At 60.9% G+C, this 12,501-nt stretch carries 12 protein-coding genes; 9 read left to right on the top strand and 3 right to left on the bottom strand.

Annotation, left to right across the window (positions count from 1 at the left end; genetic code table 11):
- The first annotated feature begins 105 nt into the window (after positions 1-105).
- The 4 genes from RAD15_RS01055 (at position 106) to RAD15_RS01040 (ending at position 3,364) form a co-directional block, all read left to right on the top strand.
- Positions 106-1,701, top strand: coding sequence for a sensor histidine kinase (locus tag RAD15_RS01055; RefSeq protein WP_458173515.1), 1,596 nt, complete (start codon positions 106-108; stop codon positions 1,699-1,701).
- 44 nt (positions 1,702-1,745) lie between these two features.
- Positions 1,746-1,949 carry a DUF1289 domain-containing protein gene (locus RAD15_RS01050; RefSeq protein ID WP_458173513.1) on the top strand — a complete coding sequence of 68 codons (204 nt, stop codon included), beginning with the start codon at positions 1,746-1,748 and terminating at the stop codon, positions 1,947-1,949.
- Positions 1,950-1,977: 28 nt separating this feature from the next.
- Positions 1,978-2,532: a TIGR02281 family clan AA aspartic protease gene (locus RAD15_RS01045; RefSeq protein ID WP_458173511.1), complete on the top strand. Its 555-nt coding sequence runs from the start codon at positions 1,978-1,980 to the stop codon at positions 2,530-2,532.
- Between the two features lie 163 nt (positions 2,533-2,695).
- Entirely contained in the window at positions 2,696-3,364 is a 669-nt protein-coding gene (locus RAD15_RS01040) for an outer membrane protein (protein ID WP_458173509.1), read from the top strand.
- A gap of 54 nt (positions 3,365-3,418) precedes the next feature.
- Here the strand turns inward: RAD15_RS01040 and dusA are convergent, their stop codons facing one another.
- The 3 genes from dusA to RAD15_RS01025 all read right to left on the bottom strand — a co-directional run bounded on the left by dusA (position 3,419) and on the right by RAD15_RS01025 (position 6,882).
- The gene (gene dusA, locus RAD15_RS01035; protein WP_458173507.1) at positions 3,419-4,405 is read right to left on the bottom strand and encodes a tRNA dihydrouridine(20/20a) synthase DusA; all 987 of its coding nucleotides are present in this window, start codon (positions 4,403-4,405) and stop codon (positions 3,419-3,421) included.
- A gap of 221 nt (positions 4,406-4,626) precedes the next feature.
- A complete protein-coding gene (locus RAD15_RS01030) occupies positions 4,627-5,829 on the bottom strand; it encodes an ABC transporter substrate-binding protein (protein ID WP_458173505.1) in 1,203 nt (400 codons plus the stop codon).
- 273 nt (positions 5,830-6,102) lie between these two features.
- Positions 6,103-6,882: an alpha/beta fold hydrolase gene (locus RAD15_RS01025; RefSeq protein ID WP_458173503.1), complete on the bottom strand. Its 780-nt coding sequence runs from the start codon at positions 6,880-6,882 to the stop codon at positions 6,103-6,105.
- A 155-nt stretch (positions 6,883-7,037) separates the two neighbouring features.
- On the opposite strand from RAD15_RS01025, the gene RAD15_RS01020 reads away from it, so the two are divergent.
- The 5 genes from RAD15_RS01020 to RAD15_RS01000 all read left to right on the top strand — a co-directional run bounded on the left by RAD15_RS01020 (position 7,038) and on the right by RAD15_RS01000 (position 12,333).
- Positions 7,038-7,925 (top strand): LysR substrate-binding domain-containing protein, encoded by an 888-nt coding sequence (locus RAD15_RS01020; protein WP_458173501.1) that lies wholly within the window; start codon positions 7,038-7,040, stop codon positions 7,923-7,925.
- Between the two features lie 315 nt (positions 7,926-8,240).
- Positions 8,241-9,161 (top strand): LysR family transcriptional regulator, encoded by a 921-nt coding sequence (locus tag RAD15_RS01015; protein WP_458173499.1) that lies wholly within the window; start codon positions 8,241-8,243, stop codon positions 9,159-9,161.
- A gap of 139 nt (positions 9,162-9,300) precedes the next feature.
- Positions 9,301-10,284 carry a quinone oxidoreductase family protein gene (locus RAD15_RS01010; protein ID WP_458173497.1) on the top strand — a complete coding sequence of 328 codons (984 nt, stop codon included), beginning with the start codon at positions 9,301-9,303 and terminating at the stop codon, positions 10,282-10,284.
- A 67-nt stretch (positions 10,285-10,351) separates the two neighbouring features.
- Complete coding sequence (locus RAD15_RS01005) at positions 10,352-11,998, top strand: GMC family oxidoreductase (protein WP_458173495.1); 1,647 nt, start codon at positions 10,352-10,354, stop codon at positions 11,996-11,998.
- Positions 11,999-12,048: 50 nt separating this feature from the next.
- Positions 12,049-12,333 (top strand): YciI family protein, encoded by a 285-nt coding sequence (locus RAD15_RS01000; RefSeq protein ID WP_458173493.1) that lies wholly within the window; start codon positions 12,049-12,051, stop codon positions 12,331-12,333.
- The last annotated feature ends 168 nt before the right edge of the window (positions 12,334-12,501 follow it).

Genomic DNA, 12,501 nt, shown 5'->3' with positions numbered 1-12,501 from the left:
TAACGTAATTCTTTAGCTCCTTAAGTCACCTCTTAAGGATTTCTTGCCAGAGATAGACAATGCAGAAGGCCCGCGTCCGGCGCGGGCAGGAATCGTTGTTGTTCGATGAGTAACCCCGCTGAAAAGCCTGAGGTTGTCCAGCTTCCGGCCGAGCCGGTAAGCGCTCCATCGGCGAGCAGCCGAAGGGCTGCGGCGCAGCGGGTGCGCGAGGCCCGCGATAAGTTAACGTCGACCAGTGGAACCCGGCCGGCTTTCGACGCCGAGATGCTGCGCCAATATGCCCAGACGCGGCTGTCGGCCTCCTACGTCGTGATGCTGCTGGTGGTCGCCACCGGCGTGCTGTTCGGGTTGTGGATGCAGCCGATTCCGGCCGCGGCCTGGACCGCCGGCATGCTGTGCATCCACAGCGCGATGATCCGCAGTTGCCGGCGTTTCCTGACGGAGCCCGCCTCGCCCGCCGCGACGCGCGCATGGCGGACGCGCTTCGTCGTGCTCGACCTGCTCTATGGTCTGTGCTGGATGGCGATCCTGATCCATCCCGTGCTCGACATGGTCACGGAATCGCTGATGATGTTCCTGATGCTGCTGGTGATCGCAGTATCGAGCATGCTGGCGGCCAATCTGCCGATCGCAGCCCTCGCCGCCACCGCGCCGGTCGCGGTCGCGATGGCGCTGAGCTTTGCGATGACCGGCTCGCTGGACAATTACATCCTGGCCGCGCTCGCGATCGCGGCCGAAGGCTATTTCGTGCTGCTGGCGCACCGCCTGCACTCCTCGACCTTCGCCACGCTGGAAGCGCGCGCCGAGAAGGATGCGCTGATCGGCGAGCTGGAACAGGCGAAAGCCATCTCGGACGAAGCGCGCCATCGCGCCGAATCCGCCAATGTCGCCAAGTCGCGCTTCCTCGCCCAGATGAGCCACGAGCTGCGCACGCCGCTGAACGCCATCCTCGGCTTCTCCGAGGTGATGAAGAGCGAAATCTTCGGCGCGCATGCGGTGCCGGTCTACAAGGAGTACTCAGCGGACATTCACAATTCCGGCGTGCACCTGCTCAACCTCATCAACGAGATCCTCGACCTGTCGCGGATCGAGGCCGGCCGCTACGAGCTCAACGAGGAAGCGGTGTCGCTGGTCGGCATCGTCGCCGACTGCCATCATCTGATGAAGCTGCGCGCCTCGAGCCGCGGCATCACCATCCACGAGGTGTTCGAGCAGGCCATGCCGCGGCTCTGGGCCGACGAGCGCGCGATCCGCCAGGTCGTGCTGAATCTGGTCTCCAACTCGATCAAGTTCACGCCGCAAGGCGGCGAGATCTGGCTCAAGGCCGGCTGGACCGCCTCAGGCGGACAATATCTGTCGGTGAAGGATACCGGCTCTGGCATCCCCGAGGACGAGATCCCCGTCGTGCTCGCCTCGTTCGGCCAGGGCTCGAACTCGATCAAGTCGGCCGAACAGGGCGCGGGCCTCGGCCTGCCGATCGCCAAGAACCTGATCGACCTGCATGGCGGCACGTTCACGCTGAAATCGAAGCTGCGCATCGGCACCGAGGTGATCGTCACCTTCCCGCCGGAGCGCGTGATGAGCGCGCTGGCGCCGCTGTCGGACGATTCGCCGCCGCTCCAGCCGGAAGGTTCCATCGTGCCCGACGAGAAGCGCCGGCCGCGCCACAAGCCGATCATGAGCGCAGGTACGGGCTCGTAACGAGATGCTTGCAGACATGCCCGACGATCCCCCACTATGCCGAAATGAGCAAAGAAACGCCGTGCGTCGCCGTCTGCATGATCGATCCCAGGACCAAGCTGTGCTTTGGTTGCGGCCGCACCTTGCCGGAGATCGCGCGCTGGCATGCCATGGAGAGCGCGGAACGCCTGTCGGTCATGGCGCTGCTGCCGACGCGCATGACCGACGCCGGCTTGCAGCCGATCGCGGGATCGCCGAAGCGCGCTTGACCAGCTTGCGTGCATCTGGAGGCGCCCGATGATCCGCTTCCTGCTCGTCCTCGTCATGCTCGCCGGCACGGCGGGCGCCGTCGTCGCCTATGGCGACCCCGATCAGATCGTGCGCGCAAGCAACAAGGTCTCGCACATCTTCCGCGCGCAGAGTACCTCGCCCGCCCCCGCCGTGCAGATCCAGCGCGGCCAAGGCGGCGAATTCGCGCTGCGTGCGAAGATCAACGGCGTCGCCGCGCCGATGGTGATCGACACCGGCGCGACCTCGGTGGTGCTGACCTGGGAAACCGCAAAAGCCATCGGGCTGCCGCTCGAGATGCTCGAATACGACGTCGATCTCGAAACTGCGGGCGGCCATACCAAGGCGGCCCGGCTCACGATCGACCGCCTCGCCGTCGGCCATCTCGTCGAGAAATCAGTGCCGGCCCTCGTCGTGCAGCGCGGGCAAATGAAGACCAATCTGCTCGGCATGAGCTTCCTCGACCGCCTGGAGAGCTGGGGTGTGCGCGCCGACAAGCTGATGCTCACGGGCTATCCCGAACTCCAGAGCGGTCACCGCCGCTCGCGCACGGCGCTCGACTAGCTAGACCGTCCCACGAAAACTGCCCCGTGTCGCGAAAGCGCACAAGTGTGGCATTTGCGCTATTTACAAACCGCCCGGTCGGTTTATAACCATCCCATTCCCGGAACGGGGTTGGACGAGCGCCGCTCCCTGACGGAAGCGGCCAAGTGGGAGATTGAGAATCATGACTGCAACAGCCGCCCTGCGCCGCACGATGCGCGCCCTGCCTTTTGCCGCGGCGGTCGCCGCTGGCAGCGCCAGCGCCGCGGATCTGTCGCCGCGTTACGCAGCGCCTTCCTCCGCCTATACGGCTCCGCAGCCGGTCTATTCGTGGACGGGTCTCTATGCCGGTCTCAACGCCGGTTATGCCGAGAGCGGCGACGACGCCTTCAACAATCTGGTCGGCACCAGCGGCGGCAAGGTCAAGGGCGCCTTCGGCGGCGTGCAGGTCGGCTACAACTACCAGATCTCGCCGATGTTCGTGGTCGGCATCGAGAACGACTTCGAAGGCGGCGACATCAAGAACCACGACGCGCTCAACAGCGCAGCGGTCAGCCTGCCCTGGTACATGACCGGCCGCGCTCGCGCCGGCATCGCGACGATGGATTCACGCCTGCTGTTCTTCGGGACTGCGGGTCTTGCCGCCGGCGAATTGAAGGACGGCCCGATCAACAAGATGAAGATGGGCTGGACGGCGGGTGGCGGCGTCGAATGGGCGTTTCTGCCGAAATGGTCGGCCAAGGCCGAATATCTCTACACCGAGTTCAAGCACGACGATCTGCCGGACTGGAATGCCGCGAAATTCCACACCTTCCGCGTCGGCGTGAACTATCACTTCGATCTGTTCCGCTGAGACCGATCGGCGAAGAGCCGGATTTCGCGATCCGGCTCTTCGTGGTGAAGGCAACTAGGCAGCCGCCTCCGCCGGCGCCCGCGCACCGACCCGCGCGATCGCATCGCGCAGCACGTCGAGACCAGCGCCCGGCTTCACGCCCTGCTCGGCAAGATGCCGACGAAAAGCGCGCGCGCCGGGCACGGCGTGGAATGCGCCGACGAAGTGCCGCGTCATGGCATGCAGCCGCGTACCGCGCGCGAGCTGCTGCTCGATATAGGGCATCATCGCCTCGAGCGCGTCCTGCATGGTCGCGTGCGGCGCGGCTTCACCGAAGATGTCGGAATCGACGGAGAGCAGCCGCCACGGCTCCTGATAGGCGGCGCGGCCAAGCATCACGCCGTCGACATGCGCAAGATGCGCTTTCGCCTCGTCGATTCCAGGGACGCCGCCATTGATGATCACGGGCACGTCAGGCATCGCGCGCTTGAGCCGATAGACACGATCATAGTCGAGCGGCGGGATGTCGCGGTTCTCCTTCGGCGACAAACCGTTGAGCCAGGCCTTGCGGGCATGCACGATCAGCGCGTCACAGCCGGCAGCCACGACCGCGCGCGCGAGCGTATCGAGCGCAACTTCCGGATCCTGATCGTCGATGCCGATGCGGCACTTCACCGTGACGGGAACGCCGACCGCCTGCTTCATCGCATCGACGCACCTCGCCACCAGTTCCGGCTCTGCCATCAGGCAGGCGCCGAAGCGGCCATCCTTCACGCGATCGGAGGGGCAGCCGACATTGAGGTTGATCTCGTCATAGCCAAACGCCTCGCCGATCCGCGCCGCCTGCGCGAGCTCGCGCGGATCCGAGCCGCCAAGCTGAAGCGCCAGCGGGTGTTCGCACGCGTCGAAGCCAAGCAGCCGCTCCCGGTCGCCATGGATAATGGCGCCAGTGGTCAGCATCTCCGTATAGAGCAGCGCCCGCCGCGTCAGATGACGGTGGAACACCCGGCAATGCCGGTCGGTCCAATCCATCATGGGGGCTACGGAAAATTTCCAATCCATCTCAATTGCTTAACCGCAACACCAGCTCAAAGCAACAAGACGCTTTTGGACCCCGTCCGCGGAGGCATGTCCGATCCAACTCAAATATCGAAAACAACCCCATACAAAGTAGCATCGCGATTGTGCGGACGCTTCCGACGACCATGGCACGAGCCCGGGTCCCGATGAACGCATTCCCGGAGTGCGGCCGATACGGACTTGCCGCTCGCCTCGAGCTCCCGCTACTGCTTCAACAATGCACACTTGCTTTCTGAAAGCGGAATCGCTGTTTGATCTCCAGGGATCGTTCGGACGATGCGATAATAATCCCAATCGCCCTTGGAATCGGATGGAGATTTGACTTCCACCAGATACATATCCCGGATCACCCGTCCATCTTGCCGCACAAGGGCGTTCTTCGATACCGCATCCTGGACCGGGAGCCTTTGCATTTGGGCAGCGACGGCCTTGCCATCCTGAGTGCCAGCGACCTGCATGGACTTCAGATAGTGCAGTACTCCCGAGTAGACACCCGCTTGAATCATGCCTGGCTTCTTGCCAGTCCGAGCCTGGTACTTGCTCGCAAACTCTCGACTACTTTCGTCACGATCCCAGTAGTAAGCGGTCGTTACCAGGAGGCCCTTGGAACTGCTTAATCCAAGCGCCCTGATATCGCTTACCACCACAACGAGACCAACCAGCTTTTGACCGCTCCCGGCGAGGTTGAACTCGGCCGCCTGCTTGATCGAATTGATCGTGTCGGCTCCCGCGTTTGCCAGCCCGACAATCTCAGCCTTGGATGCTTGCGCTTGAAGGAGGAAGGACGAGAAGTCACTGGTGCCGAGAGGGTGACGAACGCTTCCAGTAACAATGCCGCCGTGTTCCTGGACAGCCTTGGATAGCTCCGCGGCCATCTGATGGCCGAAAGCGTAATCCGCGGCCAGGATGAACCACTTCTTGCCGCCGTTCTCCAAAACCGCGCGGGCGGTGCCAGCTGCTTGGGAGTACGTGTCCCACATCCAGTGAAATCCTGTCGGCGAGCAGTCTTCATTGGTGAGCCGCGTCGTACCGGGACCAACGGCGATAGTTATCTTGCCGCGTTCTTTCGCCAAGTTCTGAACGCCGATTGCGATTGCCGAATTGGTCAAGTCAGTGATCATGTCGACGTTATCGGCATCAAACCATTTCCCTGCCGTCGAGAGCCCGATATCGGTCTTGTTTTGATGATCGGCTGCCACAATTTCGATCTTCTTTCCAAGCACTCGGCCACCGAATTCCTCGACAGCTAATTTCGCAGCTTCCATGGAGCCCAGGCCACCGAATTCCGCGTAGAGGCCAGTCTGATCGTTCAGGACGCCGATCCGTATGACGTCGCCCGATGCGTATGTTGGGCTCGCAGAGATCATTGCTGTTGTTAGGAAGAGTGCCGACGCAAGCTTTGACATCTGTTGCCCCCTGGTTTGTTCTTGACGTTTGTATTCGCAACGATGCCGTGCGCTGCGTGATGCAGAGCTTGAACTCTTTGATCGGCCGTCTCCACGGTCAAAGATGAAAAACGATTTTGCAGTTCCGCTGGCAGCCATGGCCCATACGGTTCTGGAAGCCGGGGGATCCGAATGGCAAACTTGAGCGCAGGCCGCTTTTGGCGCCCGCGCTCGTTGCCCGTGACACGGTTCATGAAAAAAGCGCGCTCGGCAACTGAGCGCGCCAGAACGCCACTACTTTGGCGCGTCTGCCGTAGCTGCGAGGATCACCTTTGCAATCTCGGCCGGCTGCAAAATCTGTGGCGTGTGCCCCGCTGGCAAGCTCACAACATGAGCCGAGATCTTCTCGGCCATCGCCTTCTGCAGAGCGGGCTGAAGCATGCGGTCTTGCTCGCTTACGACATACCACGAAGGCCTAGTCTTCCAGGCGGCGGTGGTGACCTTCTCCTCGAAGTTCTTTCCGCGCGTAGGGGTTTGCGTCGCGGCCATCAGGCGAGTTTGATCAGCCGAAACGTCCGGGGCGAGGTGTTTCGACACTCCTTCAAGGCTGAGCGTCAGGAATCCCTCCTTGTCTGCGAGAATGTGCTCGAAACCTGAGGGAGTCGGGTAATCTTTGGACACGTCCGCTACCGACTGTCCTTCGGACGGAGCGAATGCGGCGACGTAGACAAGCGCTTTGACGCGCTCGTGCTTGCCGGCTTCCGTGATGACGACGCCACCCCACGAGTGTCCCACAAGAACAACGGGTCCGGTCTGATTGTCGAGCATGCGTCGCGTGGTCGCAACATCGTCGGCCAGCGAGGTCAGCGGGTTCTGCACGGACACGACCGTCAGCCCTTTCTCTTGAAGCAAAGGAATGACCTTGTTCCAAGCCGAGCCGTCGGCAAACGCGCCGTGGACAAGCACTACAGTGGGCTTCTGCTTATCGGGAGTTTGAGCCGAGGCTCCCGTTGAAGCTAGCGCCGCGCCGCCCAAAGCGGCAGCAAAGACGGCTCTCTGTGTAAACGATCGCATTGGATTTTTCTTCCAGGTTTGAGCTGGCCGGGGCCAGCGGAGGGCGTAGTGCCGATTGCAATGCCGCGACTGTAAGATATAAAACAAATTGGGATAAATCGGCGAACACGATAGATACAACAAACGGTTTGTTTCAAATGGATCGATTGGTATGCATGCGAGCTTTCGTAAGGGCGGTCGAGCTCGGCTCCATTTCTGCTGCCGCGGCCGAACTTGACTTGTCCTCGCAGCTGGCGGGCAAGCAAATACGGGTGCTCGAGCACGGCTTGGGGATTAAGTTGCTGAACCGCACGACCCGTCGGCAGAGCCTGACCGACGGCGGTCGCGTGTTCTACGAGCGGGCGAAGAACATCTTGGCGGAGATGGAGGCGGCCGAAGCGCTGATCGCCGAAACCCGCTCGACACCACGCGGACGACTTCGAATCAGCGCGCCCATTACTTTCGGAAGTCACGCGCTTGCACCTGAAATCCCGGCATACCTAAAGCAACATCCGGAGGTGTCCGTGGACATCAGTCTTACCAATCGGACGGTCGATCTGGTGGACGAGGGTTTCGATGTTGTTTTCCGCACTGGACCACTTTCAGACAGCGCATTGCTGGCGCGACATCTGGCCTCGCTTCGAATGGTTCTTTGCGCAGCGCCGGACTATGTCAAGTCAGCGAAAAAACTGCGCAAACCAGAGGATCTGCGACAGCACGAATGCCTCGTATTCTCGCACACGTCGCTTCGCACGCAGTGGTCGTTCGAAGGACCGCTCGGTCGGGAGACCGTCCCGATCACGGGCAGATTCTCCACCGATAGTGGCGAAGCGCTTCGTGCGGCTGCCGTGGCAGGTATGGGTGTGCTTCTGCAGCCGCACGAACTCGTGGCCGACGAGATCAAAACGGGGCGCCTCGTGAGGCTCTTGCCAAAATACGCCCCCCCTGCCCGTCCGTTGCACGCACTGTACGCTCCCGACAAACGAATGACACCGAAGCTGCGGAGCTTCCTGGACTATGCAGTTCAGAGGTTCGGCGAGAAGCAGCGGAGTGTTGATGCGTGAGCATCTGACGAGCGGCCGAATGACTGCGCCAAAAGACTAGCAACATGGCCATGGCTAGAGGTTGTCTTAGCAAGCCTGAATCGACGTCGTGATACCGTTGAGCGCCGAGTAGGAAACACCATACTGTGGCGTGCGGGGCAGCTTGCGCATCAAATTGGATGCGACTTGTGAAGCTGCGACAATCTTGCAAGACGGCTTTGCGGCCTTGCGATATCGTCGGCGTGGCCAACAGCAGGACCTTTTGCTGCAGCGCACGATCAGCTGCTGTGAGGTGCGACAGAATCGATCTTCGATGAAATCCAACAGGAGCCAAGCTTGGATTGGAACGATCTCCGATACTTTCTCGCGGTGGCGCGAGCGCACAGCCTAACGGAAGCTTCGAGGGAGTTGCGGGTAAGCCAAGCAACCGTAGCCCGGAGAATTGCCGCGCTCGAGAGTTCAATCAAGACCACATTGTTCGCCAAACGACCGGACGGATATGTGTTGTCGGAAGCCGGCGAAGCCTTCTTTCCTCCTGCAGAAGCGGCCGAGGCCCAACTGCTCTGGCTTGAGAGAGGCGCCACGGGGCCGACCGAACAATTGACGGGTATTGTCCGCCTGGCCATCCCTGAATTGCTGGGACAATACCTGATCATCCTAGGCCTTGCCGGATTTCAACAGCGGTATCCGCAAGTGCAACTGGAGGTGATAGCCGACGTCCGACCGCTGCGGCTCTCGCAGCGTGAGGCTGACGTCCTGGTACGACTGGTCCGGCCAACGCGTGGCGACTATCTGGTGCGCCGCATCGGAAGCATCACGCTGGGATTGTATGGTTCGCGCGCCTACGTCGAAGCCCACGGGGCCCCCCGAACGGCAGCAGACCTCGAAAAACATCGCTTGATCGGATGGGATCCTGTCCTGGCATTTCTCCCGCTGGCACGGTGGTTGTCGGACATCGCTCCTGAACCGAACTTCGTACTTCGCGCCCATACGATGGGCGCCCAACTGGTCGCAGCGGAAGCCAGCCTTGGTTTGGCCGTGTTGCCTGCCTTCATCGCCAATCGACTTGGCCTGGTACGCGTGCTTGAGAGCGAGCGGCCTTTCATTTCCGACATTTGGCTGCTGCAGCAATCGGAATCCCACGCGTTGACCCGCGTTCGCTCTCTCGCCGACCACGTCGCAGAGACGATCACCGATGCTGCGCCGCAATTAATGAACATAGCCGGGCCGCCCGAGGCTGCTGTCAGTTCCGGCTAGGCCAACGGCCCTCCAATAAGGCCGGCGGGCAATTTTCCAATTGTGAAAAACCACTCTGCAATATTGGTGCTGGCTCTCCTTTGATGGGGTTTGGATAGAGTTCGCCGAACTCTCCTCTTCCAAATCAAAGGGAACTCAAATGCCAGTGACGGCACATGCACTGAAATTCTCGAAGGTTGGTTCTCCGGATGTTCTCGAATGGACGACGGAAGAACTTCAGCAACCGGCAGCCGATCAGATCCAGATCACTCAGCGCGCGATCGGCGTCAACTATATCGACATCTACCACCGGAGCGGCCTCTACCCGCTGCCCTTGCCGAGCGGTGTGGGCGTCGAAGGCGTCGGAATCGTCGAAGCTGTCGGCGAGAACGTCAAGAACTTCGTTCCTGGTGACCGCGTGGTCTATGTCGGTGGCCCGCCCGGTGGCTACGCCTCGGCCCGCAACGTTCCGGCCGCTCGCGCTCTGAAGCTGCCCGACGACATTCCGACCGAAGTCGCTGCGAGCCTCATTTTCAAGGGACTGACCGTCGAGTATCTCATCCGCCGCTGTCACGAGGTGAAAGAAGGCGACACCGTCCTCTTCCATGCCGCAGCAGGCGGGATCGGACTCATCGCGGGCCAATGGCTCAAGCATATCGGCGCAACGGTTATCGGGACCGTCAGCTCGGAAGAGAAGGCCAAGCTCGCACGTGCCAACGGATATGATCATACAATCATCTACACCAAGGAAAACTTCACGGAGAGAGTCCGCGACATCACTAGGGGTGAGGGAGTCTCAGCGGTATACGATTCTATCGGCAAGGATACCTTCGCAGGCTCCCTGGATGCTCTCCGTCCCCGCGGCACCCTGATCAGCTTCGGAACGGCCTCTGGCCACGTCCCTCCACTTGATCTCGCTCAACTCGGCGCCAAAGGCTCACTCTTCGTCACCCGACCGTCAATCGCCCACTATACAGCCAAGCGCGAAGAACTCGAAGCCGCCGCAGGCGCCCTCTTCGATGCGATCCGCCTCGGACATGTAAAGGCAATCGAGACGAAGACCTATCCTCTTCGGGAAGCGGCGCAGGCCCACCGCGATCTCGAAGGCCGCAAGACTGCAGGCTCACTCATCCTCGTACCGTGAATCCGGCGTGACGGCGGGCTCTCCCGCTGTCACGGAGGTGTCAACGCTGAAAACTGCACAGCACCCAATGAGCCGGAGGAAACAGTTGGCCGAGAACAGCGGATTCTACGACTACATCATCGTCGGCGCGGGAACCGCTGGCTGTCTCCTTGCAAACCGACTTACCACAAGCGGCAAGCACCGCGTTCTTCTGCTGGAGGCAGGAGGCAAAGACGACTACCTCTGGATCCACATCCCGGTCGGATATCTATATTGCATCAACAACCCGCGAACCGACTGGTGCTACAAGACGGCCCCCGAAGCCGGCTTGGGCGGACGCCAGATCGGTTACGCGCGCGGCAAAGTGCTCGGTGGATGCTCATCGATCAATGCCATGGTCTACATGCGAGGACAGGCTCGGGACTACGACCTCTGGAGCGAGCTGGGAAACGCCGGCTGGAGTTGGAAGGACGTTCTGCCCTATTTCATGCGGCACGAAGATTTCGTTCACGGCGAGGACGATGAGCATCATGCCGGCGGCGAGTGGCGCATCGAGGAGCAGCGCCTCCATTGGCCGATCCTTGACGTTTTCCGGGATGCCTGCGTCGAGGTTGGAATCCCCGCAACTGCTGATTTCAACAGGGGTAACAACTCGGGGGTCGGCTACTTTCAGGTCAATCAACGTCGCGGCGTTCGCGTCAACGCAAGCAAGGCCTTCCTCAGACCGGCGAGGAATCGATCGAATCTGACCGTCGTTACACACGCGCATGCGAAACGGATACTCTTTCGATGCGGGCAAGCAACGGGCGTCGCTTTCGATCAATCCGGTACCGATGTCATCGCGCACCTCAATGACGGCGGCGAGGTCGTCCTTGCGGCGGGCGCGATTGGATCCCCCCAGCTTCTCGAGCTTTCGGGCGTGGGCCAAGGGGCCCGCCTCCAGAATTACGCAATCCCCGTTGTGCTCGATCGGCACGGCGTTGGCGAAAACCTTCAAGACCATCTTCAAGTGCGACTCACTTACAAGGTGAGTAATGCCCTGACCTTGAACCAATTAGCCTCGAAGCTAAGCGGCAAGGCGCGCATCGCGCTGCAGTATGCCTTTTCGCGGCGGGGTCCCATGAGCATGGCGCCAAGCCAGCTTGGTGCCTTTGCAAAGTCGGATCCGTCTCAGGAAATGCCGAATCTGCAATACCATGCTCAGCCCCTCTCTCTGGATCGCTTCGGAGAGCCCCTTCATCGCTACCCAGCCATTACCGCGAGCGTATGCAACCTGCGACCGGCAAGCAGAGGCTCGGTGCATCTCGTATCGCCAGACTTCCGAAATCATCCTTCGATTCGGCCAAACTACCTCGACCATCCTCGTGACCGCCAGGTCGCCGTGGACGCCGTCCGACTTACTCGGCGGATCATGGCGACGCATGCCTTTAAGCCGTACATGCCGGAGGAGGTCTTGCCAGGCGCGCATCTCGATACCGACGAGGAACTCGCGCTTGCCGCTGGAAACATAGCAACAACGATTTTCCATCCGGTTGGCACAGCGCGAATGGGTCAGGACCGGAATTCGGTAGTGGACGAGCGCCTCCGTGTGCACGGCATAGACGGCCTCCGAATTGTCGATGCTTCCGTCATGCCGACGATTACTTCGGGCAACACCAACGCCCCGACACTCATGATCGCTGAGAAAGGAGCTTCCATGATCCTCGATGACCGACGCTCGGCGATCTCGGTGTAGCGACACGCCCTTCAGGTCCTACGCCACCACAAACGGAAAGGCCCACAGCGATGCTCTTCGCCATTCACTGCCTCGACTATCCCGATTCCGTCGACCGACGGCTCGCACTATACGACAAGCACAAGGCCTACCTGCAAACGAGCCCGATGAAGATCGTTATTGCGGGACCCATTTTGGCCGCGGACGGCGAAACGCGGATTGGAAGCATGCAACTCGTCGAGGCCGACGACATCGAGAAGGTCCGCCGGTTCAACCAGGGGGATCCGTTCTTCAAGGAAAAGGTGTGGAACGAGATCAGGATCAACGGCTTTCTGAAGCTCACTGACAACAGATGACCCGGGCACCTGCCGTGGGCCAACCAACCCTGTGCCAAACGATCTGCAGCTTGAACGTGCCACCCCACCTCCTAGCGGTTCGCAATATCATCCTCAAGATCGCGTTTTTGCGCAATCGGTTTGAAGATCGCAGCCGCCACGAGATAGCAATCCCGATCACAAATGCAG

The sequence above is a fragment of the Bradyrhizobium sp. 14AA genome (genome assembly GCF_054185205.1).
Note: the sequence above shows the minus strand (reverse complement) of the source record. Positions and strands in the feature narration are given on the sequence as shown.